Source organism: Legionella lansingensis, from assembly GCF_900187355.1.
In the GTDB taxonomy this organism is placed as follows: Bacteria; Pseudomonadota; Gammaproteobacteria; order Legionellales; family Legionellaceae; genus Tatlockia; species Tatlockia lansingensis.
This window is the reverse complement of the sequence record NZ_LT906451.1, coordinates 2460692-2476851: the sequence shown is the minus strand read 5'-3', so window position 1 is coordinate 2476851 and position 16160 is coordinate 2460692. Positions and strand designations below refer to the sequence as shown.

Sequence of the window (16160 nt, the reverse complement as noted above, 5' to 3'; positions counted from 1 at the left end):
ATTTTACTGTCTTTTGGGATTAATGCTGACTTCGCTAGTATGGGCTGACACCAATGTTGCCATGCTCCCTGTGCACATCGATGTGCAAGATCCAGCAAAGTTGCAGCGTGGTGCAAAAATATACATGAATTACTGCTCGGGCTGCCATTCTTTGCGTTATATGCGTTATAACCGCATGGCAAAAGACTTAGGGTTGACTACATTTGCTGGTGATATTGACCAAGACTTATTATTCAATAATCTCGTATTTACGAGTGGGAAAATCCACGACCCTATTCAAATCGCTATGCCTAAAACAGATGCTATTCAATGGTTTGGGGTGGTGCCACCCGATCTGTCGTTAACGGCCCGCGAACGTGGTCCTTCATGGATTTACACCTACTTGAAAAGTTTTTATGTAGATAAAAAGAGGCCTTTTGGCACGAATAATTTATTGGTACCTGATGTGGCCATGCCAAATATTTTTGAACCTCTTATAGGCCAAGTAGAGGCAGTCACTGAGGGTCAGAAACCAGGAGCACCAATATCACATCTTGTTCTGGTGAAACAAGGTGAAATGAATTCAAGACAATTTGATAGCACCCTAGAGGATTTGATTACTTTTCTCACCTATGTGGCTGAACCAGCAAGATTAGAACGCTATCATATCGGAGCTATTGTGCTTGTATTTTTGTTTATTTTCCTTATCGTGGCTTATCAGTTAAAGAGGGTATACTGGACAAAAATACATTAGGTAAAACAACGAGTAAGAAAATTGTCTTATATCTATCATCACCCTGAGCAAATTTGTGATAAAATGAAACCCCTTTGACATACCGAAAAGTATGATTAACAGCTGACGAGGAGTTTGTTGATGGCTATTGTGGCAAAACGCACGATTATGTCTTTATATTCTGATAACGATGATATTTATAGTCATCAGGTTCGTATCGTTTTGGCTGAAAAAGGGGTAAACGTCGAAATTCTTCATGCCAAACAAGGTGATGTTTCCAGCGATCTGCTTGCTATTAATCCTTATGGAACTATTCCTACACTTCTAGATAGAGAATTAGTGCTGTATGAAGCTCGTATTATCATGGAGTATTTGGATGAACGCTTTCCTCATCCGCCGTTATTACCGGTTTATCCTGTTGCACGAGCAGAAGCGCGAAAAATGATGCATCGAATTGAGCAGGATTGGTATTATTTATTGCAAAATATTAAAGCAGGTCGCGAAGTTGAGCAATCACGTCAATACTTGCTTGAAAGCTTGACTAATCTTGAACCAGTCTTTGCTGACAAAGCTTATTTTTTAAGTGATGAGTTTTCTTTATTAGATTGTGCCTTAGCTCCATTATTATGGCGTTTACCTCAGTTGGGCATAGACATCCCAGCAAAGGTAAAAGGCTTGAATGCCTATATGCAGCGTTTGTTTAAGCGCGACTCTTTTCAAACCAGCCTGACCGACGCTGAGAGGCAATTAAGGGCAGCCTAATGATGAAAATGACTTCTAACAGGCCTTATCTTATTCGTGCGATATACGATTGGATCGTCGATAATGAGTTGACTCCTTACATCCTTGTAAATGCCAGTTATCCTGGTGTTCAAGTCCCGCAAGAATATGTCAAAGGCGATCGAATCGTATTGAATATTTCTCCTAAAGCGTGTCGCGGCTTACATCTTGAGAATGACAGAATTATCTTTACGGCTCGTTTCTCTGGTGAAAGTATGCAAATCTTTATTGTCCCTGCGGCGGTTTTGGCTATTTATGCCAAGGAAAATGGGCAAGGCATGGAATTTGGTGAGGACCTCAATGAGCCACCTCCGCCAGCAAAGACAGGAACAGACTCCAAAGCACGCAAACCTGCTTTAACTCTGGTAAAAAAGAAGGAGTAGCGTTCAATGACGCGATGCCCTTCAAATAGTTTATAAACATGACTGAGGATCAGTCTGAATCTAAGAAGAGTTTTTGGTAGGGCATAATGGAGTATATGAAGACTATGACAAGTGCAAAGATTCCTCTATACCAGGTAGAGCATATTCGCTTATGCGAGCAATTAGTAACTGCCGATCTAGGTCTTTCAGAAGATGAGCTCATGGAGCGTGCAGGTTCTGGTGCTTTTTTTACGCTGACCCAGCTTTTTCCAAAAGCAAAACATTTGACGATATTTTGTGGCAGCGGAAATAATGCTGGTGATGGTTATGTGCTTGCTCGCCTTGCTCATGAGCAAGGCTATTCTGTGATTGTCAATCAGCATAAAACAGCAGAAAACTTACCTCCCGCTGCATGTCATGCAGCTCTAGCTGCAATAGCTGCAGGTGTGCATTGCCAACCCCTTGATGAACCAATTGACGGTGATACTGACTTGGTTATTGATGCCTTATTAGGTATAGGCTTGCAAGGGGATGTTAAAGGACCTATTGCGACCGCAATCAATCAGATTAATGATAGCCAAATTCCTGTACTCGCTTTGGATATTCCATCCGGTTTGAATGCTGATACAGGAAGTGTTTTAGGAGTATGCGTTCGTGCTACAACAACGGTTACTTTTATAGGACGAAAATTAGGTCTGTTCACCTTGGATGGTCCTGATTATTGCGGGACAATCGTTTGTCATAGTCTAATGTTGGATCATCATTTATCAACAATTCCGGTAGCAGCTTATTTGCTCGATCAGAGTTTGCAACTGGTGTTACCCAAACGCCCAAAAAACTCGCACAAGGGGCATTTTGGGCATGTCTTAATCATAGGTGGTGGCCATGGCATGCCGGGTTCTGTTTGTCTGGCAGCAAAAGCTGCATTACGTGTAGGAGCAGGGCTTGTTACGATAGCCACAAGACCAGAATATGCCAGTCATGTTTTACCTTCTTTGCCTGAAGCCATGCTTTATGGTATTGATGAAATTAAACAGCTGTCTTCTTTGATCACTCGTGCCACGATATGCATTATTGGGCCTGGATTGGGAGAGGACGAGTGGGCTCAAGCCTTATTTACTAAGGCAATTAGTTCCCAATTGCCCATGGTTATTGATGCTCAAGCGCTACGCATTTTAGCAAACAACCATCAGCATGATGATAATTGGATTTTGACACCGCATCCAGGTGAGGCAGCGTCGCTGTTACATTGCTCGACTGCTGAGGTTCAAAAAGATCGCTATCAGGCGGCAGTCTTATTACAAAACCAGTATGGAGGAAACGTCGTTCTTAAGGGAGTTGGAACAATTATCTGTTCTGATGAGTCGAAGGTTTATTTATGTAGTGCTGGCAATCCGGGTATGGCAAGTGCTGGGATGGGAGATGTTTTGAGTGGAGTCATTGCTGGTTTAGCCGCTCAAGGACTCTCTCTTGCCGAGGCAGCCAGATTGGGGGTATGGATTCATGCCATGGCGGGTGATGCAGCAGCAGCAACTTTGGGAGAGCGCGGTCTTTTGGCCAGTGATTTAATGCCCTACTTACACCAGCACGTGAATCAACCAATAGGTAGTAGCGAATGAGCCAACTTGATGTCATTCTTCCTCATGAGACTCACAGTGAATTGTTAGCTGCTAGCTTGGCCAACTGCTTAACTCCTCCATTGATTTTAACGTTTAGTGGGGAAATTGGCACAGGAAAAACCACTTTTATAAGAGCCATGCTAAGAGCTCTAGGAATCGAGTCAGCAGTGAAAAGTCCCACTTTTTCTCTTATTGAAAGCTACCAATGTAATAACGCCCAAATACATCATTTTGATCTTTATCGTATTCACGATGAGGCAGAGCTGGAGTATATTGGTTTCAGAGATTATTTTCGTGAAGATTCCGTATGTTGTATTGAATGGCCAGAGCGGGCTTGGAATTTCTTGAGGGCGAGTGATATTAACTTTAATTTTGCCATCAAGGGGAGTGGGCGTTTGCTAACAATAAAAGCATTAAGTCCCACTGGAGAAAGAATTTTGTCATGCCTTGCAGGTGAGAGATGAGTGTGCGCATTCTTGGATTCTGTTTACTTTTGGCAGTCTCCTCCATCGCCATGGCCGCAAAATTGCTGTCTATAGACATAAAGCAACAAGGAGCCCAGCCTACAGTGCTTTTCACTCTTGATAGTGCAGTGGCTCACAAAGTATTTACGTTGACAAACCCTAATCGAGTTGTTATTGATTTCGAAAATACGGATTTAGCTGTTAACTTAAATCGTGTTAATCTTGGTAAGGAGTTAATCAAATATATCCGCAGTGGACATCCTAACCCTCACACGTTGCGATTGGTCTTTGAGGTCAATCGGCTCGTTACTACCAAAACCAAGCCATTACATAAGTCAGCCGCGGCAAGACACAGTTTTTCTTTGGACCTAACGGCCAATGATAAGTTAAGAAGAACACCTGCTGCTATCAACCCAACTATAAAAGGTTCGGCCATAAAAAAAGCGTCTAATCCAATCGTGGTAAAGCATGCCCCGCAAAAAGCATTGCGCGATGTTATTGTGGTCCTCGACCCTGGTCATGGGGGGAAAGATCCTGGTGCCAGTGGACCAAGGAGAACGGCAGAGAAAAATGTGACCCTGGCGATAGCTCGCAGACTCAAGCAAATTATTGACAGGCAACCCGGGATGAGGGCTGTATTGACGCGTAATGGCGATTATTATATCGGATTGCGTGAGCGCCTGAATATTGCCAGGAAGTATAATGCGGATATTTTTATCTCTATCCATGCTGATGCTTTTATTAACCAGCATTCAAGCGGGGCATCCGTGTTTGCTTTATCACAATCAGGGGCAACGAGTGAAGCGGCCCGTTGGCTTGCTGAGAAAGAAAACTATTCTGAATTGGGGGGGGTCAATTTAGCACAACTGGATGATCAAAGTGGCCTAGTACGTACGGTGCTAATCGATTTATCTCAAACAGCTACAATAGGCGCCAGTTTGCATATGGGAGAGCGCGTATTGCGTCATTTGAATCGAATCACCCATTTACATAATCAGAGAGTGGAGCAAGCACGATTTATGGTATTGAAATCCCCTGATATTCCTTCCATTTTAATCGAAACAGGCTTTATCTCTAATCCACGAGAAGAAAGGAATTTAACCAATCCCAATTATCAGATACGTTTAACCCAGGCTATTTTTGAGGGGTTAAAACGTTATTTCTGGGATTATCCTCCTCATGGAACACGTATTGAAGCATTAGCTGGCAGTGGTCCTGATAGGGGTAATATTCATTTGGTACAAAAGGGGGAGTCTCTTGCAAAAATTGCAGCCAGGTATCATGTTTCAGTTACTGCTATCCAGGCAGCCAATCATTTGTCAGGAGACCAACTTAAAGCTGGTCAACGATTGATTATTCCTGCTGTCACATGAGAATCCAGCAACTACCAGTGGCAGTGGCTAACCAAATTGCTGCGGGAGAAGTGATCGAACGCCCTGCGTCTGTAGTAAAGGAATTACTAGAAAATGCACTCGATGCTGGCGCCAGCATTATTCATATTGACATCAGTCATGGGGGAGTGAATCAAATTAAAGTCAGTGACAATGGTGTAGGCATCATTGCTGAGGATTTGCCACTCGCTATTGCCCCGCATGCCACAAGCAAAATCCGCAAACTACAAGATTTATATTCAATCGCAAGTATGGGCTTCAGAGGAGAGGCCTTAGCTAGTATAGCCTCAGTTTCACGTCTGACTATCAGTTCAAAACCCCCAGAGCAACAAGATGCCATGAGACTAGTGAGTGACGGCCAAACAATAAACATTCAGCCTTGTGCAAGATCTCAAGGAACTACGGTTGATGTTCGTGATCTTTTTTTTAATGCTCCAGTTAGAAAAAAATTCTTAAAAACTGAACGTCTTGAATTACAAGCAATAGAAACAGTCGTGAAACGTTTTGCACTGAGTGCTCCTGAAATTACAATAACCTTGAATCATAATGATAAAAAATTATTACATTTGCCTGGTGCTCATAACGATCAAAGCAAGCAAGCTCGTATTCGCAGGATATTTGGTAAAAGCTTTCTCGAACAATCAGCATATATCGAAGTAGAGCATCTGAAGATGCGGCTCTTTGGATGGATAGGTAGGGGAGAATTCCAACGGAGTCAAAATGATAAACAATGGATTTATATTAATCTGAGGATGGTGAAAGACAAATTGCTTAGCCATGCTGTTAAGCAAGCGTATGAGGGCTTATTACACCCCGGTCGTTATCCAGCCTATTTGTTATACTTAAGCCTTAACCCAGAAGACGTTGACGTCAATGTTCATCCTACCAAGCATGAGGTGCGTTTTCAGCAACCGAGATTAGTGCATGATTTTGTGAGTTCTCAAATCCAGCGGGTATTACAAGCACCGGAACAAATAGACTCATATAAGATAATAGAACAAACGATAGAAGATAGATTTTCAATTAGAGAGCCACGTTTTTCATCCTCAATCAAAGATCATAAAAATGATTTGGATACCCTTATATGCAAAAAATGGATTACTTTACATGACTCTTTTGCTTTGGTGATGATAAATGAAAAACCGTACTTGATCGATGTCTTGTCCTTACAACACGCTTGGTTAAAGTCTATTCTAATGAAGCAAAAATGGCCCTTGGTGCGACGTCCCTTATTGGTTCCAGTTACACACAGTATTGAACCATCTAAGGCAAATCATTTTCATCGGTATGAAAGTCAACTAAACCAGATTGGGATTGAGATCGATTTAATGAGCGAAAATACCTTTTTAATCCGTTCTTTACCGATCGTGGTTCCCTATTTGAACCTTAAACAACTCTTAACTGCTATATTTAAAGAATATAACTTGACGAATTTGGAATTAATGGAGTTATTGATTACACATCAAAATTTTGAGCCAAAACTTGCTTCTCAAGAAGAAAAGGAAGCATTGCTTGTTTATATGCACAGCGAAGAAGCGGATGCTCAGCGGCATAAGTGGAGCAAGCATTTGTCCACAAAACTCTGTTGGGATTTGTTCAATGCCTAAGACTGTTTTTTGTTTAATGGGGCCAACAGCTTCAGGTAAAACAGCATTGGCCTGCGAATTACTGCGATTGTTCCCCTTTGAGATCATTAGCGTTGATTCAGCCATGATTTACAAAGAAATGAATATTGGCACAGCGAAGCCATGTCCTGAGGAATTGAAAGTCGCCCATCATCATTTGATTGATATTTTAGACCCCCCGGAAAGTTATTCAGCCGCTCAATTTTGTGAAGATACAGTAGAGCTTATTGAGGCCATTTATGATCGAGGTAACCTTCCTTTATTGGTGGGTGGGACGATGATGTATTTCAATGCTCTACAGCAAGGTCTAGCCATTTTACCGCAAGCTGATGAGGCTATTCGAGTGGAGCTTCTGCGGCAGGCTGAAGATCATGGATGGTCTTATTTGCATGAGCAATTAAAGAAAATTGACCCCTTATCAGCAGAGCGGATTCATCCCAATGACACGCAGCGAGTTCAACGGGCTTTAGAAGTATTCCAATTAACGGGTAAGCCTTTATCTTTTTTCTGGTCTGAGCAAAAAGGAGCGGCTAAATATCGTTTTGTAAATATTATCTTATTCCCTGAATCCCGGGATTGGCTACACCAACGGATCGCTTTGCGTTTTGAGGAGATGTTAGCAAAAGATTTTGTTAGTGAAGTTGCCCAATTATTGCAAAAATGGCAGTTACCGCCGACTTGCCCATCCATGCGTAGTGTTGGTTATCGACAGGTTATTAATTACCTTGCTGGCGATTATGATTATGACACGCTACGCCATAAAGGCATTGTGGCCACACGTCAACTGGCAAAAAGGCAGTTGACTTGGCTTAGGAACTGGCCACATGGGGTTTTTTTTGATTGTGAGGACTACGTAGACATTAAAAGCAAAATCATAGCACTTCTTCATGAAATATTGGATAATAAGACTCCGGATTCCTGATAGCAATCTTGAGATTTAGAGGAACAACGATGTCTAAAGCGAAAAAAAAACCGGCGAGTACAAAAAAAAATTATACTGTTCGTCACCGTGATTTACCGTTGAGTTGTCCGACGAATGAGATGGAATTATGGAATGCCCATCCCAAGGTTTATTTACCTATTGAGAAAACAGGAACTGAAGTTTGCCCTTATTGTGGCGCCTGCTTTGTCCTGAAAAATGATTAAATCGATTTGTGTTGTGCGCTTATCAGCATTGGGTGATGCGCTGATGCTAGTGCCATTAATTCGCACTTTGCAAGCCAATTTACCCAATGCTTCAATTACCTGGGTTATCTCTCGCCCTGCTTATGATCTCGTTGAGGGAATGGATGGCATTGATTTTATCGTTATCAACAAGCCAAATAATTTGGCTGACTATTGGCGATTTAAGAAACAATTAAGGGGACGGTCGTTTGATGTGCTTCTAGCAGCGCAAGCAAGTTTGCGTGCTAATCTTTTATACCCATTCATTCGCGCATCGCGAAAAATCGGCTTTGATGCACATCGGGGGAAAGATGGACATCGGTGGTTCATTAAAGAAACGATCGCAGCAGGAAACGATCATACGCTCGAAGCTTTTTTGAAATTCGCTCAAGTTTTGGGCTTCCAGGATTTAAAGCTACACTGGGATTTACCCATTACGCAGGCAGACTGTGAGTGGGCAAGAGCTCATTTACCTGCACAGGGGCCTATTCTACTTATAAATCCTGCAGCGAGTAAGCCAGAAAGAACTTGGTCTGTGGAGCGTTACGTTGCTGTGATAAAAGAGGCACAGCAACGTTGGCAAGCTCAAGTTGTTTTAACGGGTGGACCTGGCTCTTTTGATAGGACATTGGCTGATGAAATACTCAAACAAGTGTCTTGCCATGATCTCGTAGGCAAAACGAAGCCAAAACAATTACTGGCTGTTATTAAACAATCTCAAGCTGTGCTATGTCCCGATACAGGGCCATCTCATATGGCGACAGCAGTGGGAACACCTGTGGTGGCATTACATGCGGTTACCAATCCTGAAATTTCAGGACCCTATACGTTTAAGCACCTTGTTGTTAACTGTTACCCGCAAGCAGTAGCTACGATTCTTCATCAATCTAAAGATAACTCGTGGGGTACCAAAGTTCATGGGGAAGATGCGATGAAATTAATCCAGGTTGATGACGTGCTAGACAAGCTTGCTATAGTGATGTCTTGAGTGTTGCAACAACGCGGTCAAGAATGAAGCAGCTTTTGCAATTAATTAACAATTTATCGGTTGCCTTTAATGCTGTAGTAGCTTATTTTTTAAGCATAGATGGTATTTCTTGTCCGGCTAACAGGATTATCTAGGGGCCAGACTTGTAGATGTGGTGTGCAAGCTTAGAGTTTATTAAGAAGCCTAAAGCATCTCAGGAGGCGTCCATCGTTCTAAAATAGAACTGAGACAAGAATACTATCTATTTTTTTAAGCTCAGCATCAAAACGCTCTTAGTCCTTGCGATTCCTCCATCCTAGTTAAAATTACTACAAATATTCGCATGGTAAAAAAGAGTTTACTGTTGTCCCTTTTGTCTTGCAAACTAGCAGAATATCCGTATGTAAATTAATAGTGAATCTAGAGTTATTTGGAGGATATGTGCCGGGGCAACTGGAGGGGCGGTTTCGTGATTATTTTACTCGCTGGCGCTTAAAAGAGGCTAAAAATGAAGAATTAAGATTAAAGACTGCTGTTGAAATCGCTAACTATGTGAGTAGCGCTCTTAATATAGAAAAAATCAATCAAGAGCTGAAGGACAGCTATTCCCCTCCATATAAAAAGTTTGCTTCTTATGGGGAACTAAATTATGGTTCTTTGCTTTACTGCAAGCTCATACTGGAAGTTTATATAGAGGATTCAGGACTCTTACGTCTCGAAGAGTCTGAGGAAAAGATTCTATTAGAAAAAATCACGTACAATATTGCAGGACTTTATCTTGAAAGTCGTGTTCAAACACAAGAAAAATTAGAGGGATTGGTAAAAAACTCAACATTATGGCTGGAAAAATTCACCGCAAATCGCAATAACCCTGAGCATGTAAAATACCTATGCTGTGCTTTCTATGTTTTCTTAAAAACATTAACTATTTCGTTAAGTCAGTATTACCCTTGGGCAAAAAAAGCAACTGCTAAATTAGTAGGTATTGAACTGGACGTATTTGAGGAGGCACTTAAAGATTTGCTTGAGCAAATCAGCAAGAAGGTTAGTCAGCTCCAAACAGAGATTTTACCTACTGTACTTTCTTCACCCCAGACAGTAGCTGAATATCTCAATGAACGGTATTTGCAACTTCTAAAGCAAGAGTCCATGGAGGATGCGGATTCTGTTTTGCAAAAGATAGATACGCTGAAAGACTATGTGCTAAAAGTGATGACATTAGTTACCACCCTTCAAAGAAATCACGAACTTAGATCACAAATCGCTCTTGCTCAGACAATCCTTACTATCTTACATACAAACGAACATCAGGTCACCGGAAGAAAATACTTTTTAGAACTTTTACAGAATAACGAAGATAGCTTTAAGCTATTTATAGCTAACCTTGAAGAAGACTCAAGAAGAGAAGTACTTAAAAAAATTGATCAATTAAAGAAACCGGATGGCTATCAACAAATGTCTGCTTCTATTCAGTATGTAGGAAGTTGGTTGACAGCACTGCCTGCTTCAACAATGCGTTTGACCATGTCTGAACAAACGCAAGATGCAGTGATTAGTATTCTTCCTCAGACCTTGGATAGTGAGTGCAAAGCTTATGTGAAATCTTTGGCCACAAGCTACATACATAATCTAGGGCAAGCGTTAAATCAAAACGAGGACCAGCTTAAAAAGTTAATAAAGACATTGTCTGCTGGTCAATCGGAGTTTGAGAAATTATTAACTAATCTCTCGGCTGAAGTACTCCCCTTAAGAGCGGCTACTGAAGGTACGATAGCTAGCTTAGAAGCGTATAAGCAATTACTGCAACTTGCTAGTAATAGACAGGAGAAGCTTAGAGAGATTGAAAGCTTGGATATAAAAGCTGCAGCGTTTCTAAGTGCACATGATAGCTTTCTAATAAAACTCTGCAAATTTCTATCACAGTTCTTTGGCTGTTTTGCTATAAAAGAAGTTGAGCAAGTTGATGTAATTAAAGAAATTAAGCGAAAACTAGGGTTATTACGGGAAGAATATCACGACTTTTTTATGAAAGAAATTGAGACATTTAAAGAGACGTCTACGTTGAGCTTAAATTTAAAGAACCACATCGTAAAGCAGCTTGAAATGAGGAATTCAATAAATCCTGGTGAACCCGTAACTAACTTATTGAGTGAAGACTGTACACGATCATATACAGCCATTACGCAAAGGTTTTTTAAGCTAAGGCAAGAGCTCTCGGAGGATGATAAGGAAATGAGAAATGATTCGAACATGGGGATCCTAGACTAGCTACATGGAACTCACATGTCGACTCTGTTTTCACTGTTTAGGGAACGATCCTAAGGGACTTATTTGCTTCCATTAGGAGTAAAAGGCACTAAACCATATTTTTCATCAAAAACCTGTTGAGCAGTCTTTGACTCACCCTTAATTTGTTCGAGCTGTTCTTGTGGCAAGGATTTTAAAAATTCGACGATTTCTCTATGTTCTTTGGCCGGAAGGTTATCTGCCGCTTTTGCAAGCAACTGCAAATTTTTTTCCATCATCAATTTTTCAAGACGATTCATTGAAGGCACAAAGAAAGAATAAGGGCCTTTGCCAACACAGTTGGGGGCAACAGTTTGCAAATAGGTAGGTGTTACTGCCACATGAACTATTGCTAGGCTTGAGCTTTGAAGATGCTCAACAGGCAATTTAGCAAGTTGTAGTGGATTAGAATGTAATTCACTTACCGTACATCGAAATAAGATGATACATAATTGATTTCCAGCAGCATTATTAGGAATGAGCTGTGCTAATATTTTGACTGAACGCGCACCTTCTTTGAGCTCCCCATCCAGAGCAGCTTTTAAAACCGCATTATAGTAATTAACAAGAATTTTCATACATAAATGAGTATCTTGCTTACTTACAAATAGATTACGTGCATACTCAGCACCAGTAAAATAATCTTTTGTTTGAGAAGAATACCTCTGTTTGGTTTCGTCCGCATGCCAACTTGGTAAATTGGTAAATACTCTCACCAGGCTTTTAAAATGATAATAACCATATTGAACGCCGTTAATTTCAACTTCCAGAGCTGGTTTTTTATCATTATTAGCTAAGGTTAAGCCGCCAGTTAATTCTACTACAACAGGATCTGGAGGCGCCATGCCTGCACGCCAACTTTCTCGTTGGCAGGCGATAACCAAAGGCATGAGTTTATAACGAGGATCCTGTAATTTTGCGGGATAAAAATCGAAAGTCTTACCTTTGTTATACTTGTCCTCAACCCTAACTCTGAAAGTAAGTCCGTGCTGACACATGCCTTCACAGAAAGCAATATCGTAGACTCCATTACAATTCGCATTTTTATGCCATGGGTCGGAATTATAATTAAGACAATATTCGGTTAACGTTTTTTCAAAAATAGAAGGAAGATCACTGTTAGAGCCTGTAAACACCAATTTGTTATGAGCAGAAACATATACTTCAGAACATCGGCTTGCGTTAAAAGCATCCTCGTCTTGCTCAAAAGTTAATTCATATAGCTTATCAAAATCATTATTAGCCCAGGTCACATTAGAATCGGTTTGCAAGCAGGGACGACCCTTACTATCAATGATAGTTCGGGTTTTTAAGATATCTGCAACACTCCCCATAGATTCGCAATTTCTTAAGAAATCAAGCTCTGCTTTTGAAACCTTTGTCTGTAGAAAATCTTTAATGAGAATTCCTTCTCCGTAAAATTTCCTGGCTTCATCAAGCATTTTTTGTTTTGTTTCTAGATAAGATGGTGATGTATAGTCTTCTCCCTTCCTCCAGTCTGGAACAAGAAATAAAGTAATTTCCACCTGAGGCAGTGTCTTCCCTCTTTTTGTAGCAGCAAGTTCCAGGCCTTCCTTTAACCGCAAAATATCTTTTTTGTTAGCTGCGCTAAAAATTCCTGTATGGTATCCAGGATTATTATCAATTCGCCTAGAATAGAATGTAATTGCCACCACTGGGGATTTTTTATTTGATTGGACACGAAACATAATCATTACCCAAATTCGAAAGTTAATCCAAATTTTTGCCCATTTCATGTCCAGTTAGGGCGTTATCCATTCACAAACTTCCTTTGCTTTGATTATATATGTCGTATATTATGTAAACATTAAGAGCGCGAAGTAATCACCATTTTCATTGAGAAGCGTTTTAACAATTTGATAATGCATTGAGGAACACGATTCATCAGAAAGAGGAATAAATTATGAGACGTAAAACCGACTTAATGGACCAAAGTTTATGCGAGGCTGTTTTGGATGGAAACCTTGATCAGGTTAAGTGGATTATTAAACATCATGATAATGTGAATGCTCAAAACCAATACGGATTTACACCAGCATTGATCGCTGCAAAACAAAATAACTTAGACATGTTAAAATTTTTAGTGGGGAATGGTGCGGATTTAAATCTCAGTGATGGCATGGGTCAAACACCTATGAATTGGGCTGAAATTAACAATAATCAAGAAATGATAGATTTCATAAAAGACCAAGGATCAAACAGTTCATTAAAGCCTAAATAATTTCTGCAAGCTCCATCTTATAACCTCTTTAAGTGACTTGGATTTGGCGTGCGTGATATCCCTCTAAAATTTTAATAGCTTCATCCATTTGCTCATCAGTAGTCACGGTTATCCAAAGTACGAAACCTCCTTTTCTTTCTTGTTTTCTTATCTGTTCGATCTGATGATTTCTTACGAACTTTGCGAGAAGAGCTCCACTAATCGCACCGATTATTGCGCCCAGAAGCCCGTAAAATAAATTATCAGAGGGGGAGCGTACATCGCCAATGAGAAAAACGCCAATGACTACACAGATAAAGACCGGGATAGCAAAGGAAAAACCAATAACCCAACCAAAATCATCGCGAAGGAAAGATTCTCTCTTGGGCGGATGAGAACTTTTCTGGATCTCCTCAGGTCCTACATAGGCTTCTCCATATTCACTAGCAACTGCTGCTGGAGAACCCTGGACACTTATATCGTGACGAGCGACAGTTTTTTCCGTTAATTTATTGATAATCAATTCTAATACGCCTTCACTGCTGACAATGGCACTTATCGTTTTAGTAGGTAAGCTAGCCATAGTAATCTCCCTTTAATGCACTCAAACTGCACTATCCTATTAATAAGGATAGTTGCTTTCCTTGCAACACTGAAATTTATCAGCTGGAATTTCTTTGCTTTTGCAATACGATAAGACATTCTGGCTTTAAGTTGAGTATAATTTGGATGACATTTTGCTTTAAATAGCCAGCAAGGGTAAGGCTAATTGATATAGTTATTCGCTAATTTTTCATTAGGGAGCGCTGCAATGGAAAAGGATTTCAGAGTGGAGCGCATGACCCAAGAGGAGCTCGGCTGTGCAATAGAATGGGCTACTCAGGAGGGTTGGAATCCTGGTTTGCATGATCTTGCATGCTTTTATCAAACAGATCCAAAAGGCTTTTTTGCTGGTAAATTAAATGATCAAATCATCGCTGTTGGTTCTGCGGTAGTCTATGATGCACAATTTGCGTTCTGTGGTTTTTATATGGTTAATAAAACTTACCGAGGGCATGGCTATGGATTGGCATTAACACAGGCACGTTTAGCTTATATAGGCCAACGCAATGCAGGACTAGATGGGGTTATCAATATGCTCGATAAATATGCCCGTCTTGGCTATAGAATTGCGCATTACAATAATCGTTATCTTGTAAAGAATATACCTACTCTTGAACATGTTGATGAGAAGATCATTCCGTTGTCAGCTATTGATTTTAATAGGCTTTGTACTTATGACCGCCTGCATTTTCCAGCCCCACGTGAAGTTTTCTTGAAATGTTGGATCAAACAGCCAGAGGGTGCTAGCCTGGGTTATGTTAGTGGAGGGAAGCTTTGTGGTTATGGTGTACTAAGAGCTTGTCAAAATGGGTTTAAAATCGGACCTTTATTTGCGGATAATCCAAATATAGCAGAAACATTGTTCTTAACGTTAGTACATCATGCTCAAGGTGAGGACGTTTTTATCGATATCCCTGACAATAACCCTAATGCTACTGAGGTCTTGATTAAGCGCTATCCATTAAAAAAAGTATTCCAAACCGCAAGAATGTATTTGAGAGGGCAACCGGCGGACCTTCCAAGTAAGCAGATTTATGGCATAACTTCACTAGAATTAGGATAGATGATGATTCGCGACATGGTGGGGTATGGACGAGAGACACCAATCATATACTGGCCCAATCAAGCCAAGATCGCTGTTAATTTTGTGTTGAATTATGAAGAAGGGGCTGAGCTTACCCCTTTAAATGGGGACAAACAGGCTGAAGTTTATGGGGGTGAATTTCCTCTGGCAAAGAAACCGGCAGGAATGCGTAACTTAAGCATGGAATCTTTGTTCGAATATGGTAGTCGTGCTGGTGTGTGGCGTTTACTTAGGTTATTCGATAAAGAGAACATCCCGCTCACCTTTTTTGCAACGGGGCTAGCGCTAAATTTGAATGACGAGTTATGCAATTACTTAAAGACCGCAAACCATGAGATTGCTGGGCATGGATGGCGATGGATAGATTATACTCGCGTCCCTAAAGAAGAAGAAAAAAAACATATTCTACAATGCAAGGAAACCATACAAGAACATACAGGCAAATCCATACAAGGTTGGTACACCGGAAGGCGAAGTAAGAACACTCGCAACTTGTTATTAGAGATTGGCGGCTTTGTTTATGATTCAGAAAGTTATGCTGACGATCTACCTTACTTTGAAGGTCAGCATTTGATCATTCCTTATACTCTAGATTGTAATGATTTTCGTTTCAGCACCTCCCCAGGCTTTTCCCATGGGGAGGAATTTTTTAAACATCTCAAATATACATTTGACTACTTATACCAGGAAGAAAGGACAGCTATGATGACGATAGGCCTTCATGCCAGAATATCTGGGCACCCTGGACGTTGCATGGCTGTTAAACAGTTCATTGATTATTTAAAACAATTTTCCAATATATGGCTAACGCGACGCATTGATATCGCTAATTATTGGCTCCATCATGAAGTTAAGAACGAAGGAAAAGGAACGTCATAGACG

The 16160-nt window shown here is 40.7% G+C and carries 16 protein-coding genes; 14 read left to right on the top strand and 2 right to left on the bottom strand.

From position 1 onward, the window contains the following. The first annotated feature begins 22 nt into the window (after positions 1–22). The 11 genes from CKV79_RS11330 (at position 23) to CKV79_RS11280 (ending at position 11352) form a co-directional block, all read left to right on the top strand. Positions 23–733, top strand: coding sequence for a cytochrome c1 (locus tag CKV79_RS11330; RefSeq protein ID WP_408606926.1), 711 nt, complete (start codon positions 23–25; stop codon positions 731–733). 120 nt (positions 734–853) lie between these two features. Then, the gene (locus CKV79_RS11325; RefSeq protein ID WP_028373183.1) at positions 854–1474 is read left to right on the top strand and encodes a glutathione S-transferase N-terminal domain-containing protein; all 621 of its coding nucleotides are present in this window, start codon (positions 854–856) and stop codon (positions 1472–1474) included. Positions 1475–1476: 2 nt separating this feature from the next. Further along, positions 1477–1875, top strand: a complete 399-nt coding sequence (locus CKV79_RS11320; protein ID WP_028373182.1) for a ClpXP protease specificity-enhancing factor — start codon at positions 1477–1479, stop codon at positions 1873–1875. Between the two features lie 104 nt (positions 1876–1979). Next, positions 1980–3473 carry a bifunctional ADP-dependent NAD(P)H-hydrate dehydratase/NAD(P)H-hydrate epimerase gene (locus CKV79_RS11315; protein WP_028373181.1) on the top strand — a complete coding sequence of 498 codons (1494 nt, stop codon included), beginning with the start codon at positions 1980–1982 and terminating at the stop codon, positions 3471–3473. Further along, a complete protein-coding gene (gene tsaE / locus CKV79_RS11310; protein ID WP_028373180.1) occupies positions 3470–3937 on the top strand; it encodes a tRNA (adenosine(37)-N6)-threonylcarbamoyltransferase complex ATPase subunit type 1 TsaE in 468 nt (155 codons plus the stop codon). The genes CKV79_RS11315 and tsaE overlap by 4 nt, the downstream gene beginning before the upstream one ends. Beyond that, positions 3934–5310 (top strand): N-acetylmuramoyl-L-alanine amidase, encoded by a 1377-nt coding sequence (locus tag CKV79_RS11305; protein ID WP_028373179.1) that lies wholly within the window; start codon positions 3934–3936, stop codon positions 5308–5310. The genes tsaE and CKV79_RS11305 overlap by 4 nt, the downstream gene beginning before the upstream one ends. Further along, positions 5307–6935, top strand: a complete 1629-nt coding sequence (gene mutL, locus CKV79_RS11300) for a DNA mismatch repair endonuclease MutL (RefSeq protein WP_028373178.1) — start codon at positions 5307–5309, stop codon at positions 6933–6935. The genes CKV79_RS11305 and mutL overlap by 4 nt, the downstream gene beginning before the upstream one ends. Continuing rightward, on the top strand, positions 6928–7875 hold the full coding sequence (gene miaA, locus CKV79_RS11295) for a tRNA (adenosine(37)-N6)-dimethylallyltransferase MiaA (protein WP_028373177.1): 948 nt from the start codon (positions 6928–6930) through the stop codon (positions 7873–7875). The genes mutL and miaA overlap by 8 nt, the downstream gene beginning before the upstream one ends. Positions 7876–7904: 29 nt before the next feature. Then, positions 7905–8099: a zinc-finger domain-containing protein gene (locus tag CKV79_RS11290; RefSeq protein ID WP_028373176.1), complete on the top strand. Its 195-nt coding sequence runs from the start codon at positions 7905–7907 to the stop codon at positions 8097–8099. Further along, the gene (locus tag CKV79_RS11285; protein ID WP_028373175.1) at positions 8092–9105 is read left to right on the top strand and encodes a glycosyltransferase family 9 protein; all 1014 of its coding nucleotides are present in this window, start codon (positions 8092–8094) and stop codon (positions 9103–9105) included. The genes CKV79_RS11290 and CKV79_RS11285 overlap by 8 nt, the downstream gene beginning before the upstream one ends. Before the next feature lie 420 nt (positions 9106–9525). After that, on the top strand, positions 9526–11352 hold the full coding sequence (locus tag CKV79_RS11280) for a hypothetical protein (protein WP_028373174.1): 1827 nt from the start codon (positions 9526–9528) through the stop codon (positions 11350–11352). Positions 11353–11411: 59 nt separating this feature from the next. Here CKV79_RS11280 and CKV79_RS11275 read toward each other — a convergent pair whose 3' ends face one another. Next, positions 11412–13079, bottom strand: a complete 1668-nt coding sequence (locus CKV79_RS11275) for a hypothetical protein (protein WP_131796058.1) — start codon at positions 13077–13079, stop codon at positions 11412–11414. 215 nt (positions 13080–13294) lie between these two features. Between CKV79_RS11275 and CKV79_RS11270 the strand changes: the two genes are divergently transcribed. Next, on the top strand, positions 13295–13612 hold the full coding sequence (locus tag CKV79_RS11270; RefSeq protein WP_028373172.1) for an ankyrin repeat domain-containing protein: 318 nt from the start codon (positions 13295–13297) through the stop codon (positions 13610–13612). 28 nt (positions 13613–13640) lie between these two features. Here CKV79_RS11270 and CKV79_RS11265 read toward each other — a convergent pair whose 3' ends face one another. After that, entirely contained in the window at positions 13641–14174 is a 534-nt protein-coding gene (locus tag CKV79_RS11265; protein WP_028373171.1) for an AtpZ/AtpI family protein, read from the bottom strand. Positions 14175–14402: 228 nt separating this feature from the next. Here CKV79_RS11265 and CKV79_RS11260 point away from each other — a divergent pair, with 228 nt between their 5' ends. Then, positions 14403–15257 (top strand): GNAT family N-acetyltransferase, encoded by an 855-nt coding sequence (locus CKV79_RS11260; protein ID WP_028373170.1) that lies wholly within the window; start codon positions 14403–14405, stop codon positions 15255–15257. 3 nt (positions 15258–15260) lie between these two features. Next, on the top strand, positions 15261–16157 hold the full coding sequence (locus CKV79_RS11255) for a polysaccharide deacetylase family protein (RefSeq protein ID WP_028373169.1): 897 nt from the start codon (positions 15261–15263) through the stop codon (positions 16155–16157). Positions 16158–16160 lie beyond the last annotated feature (3 nt).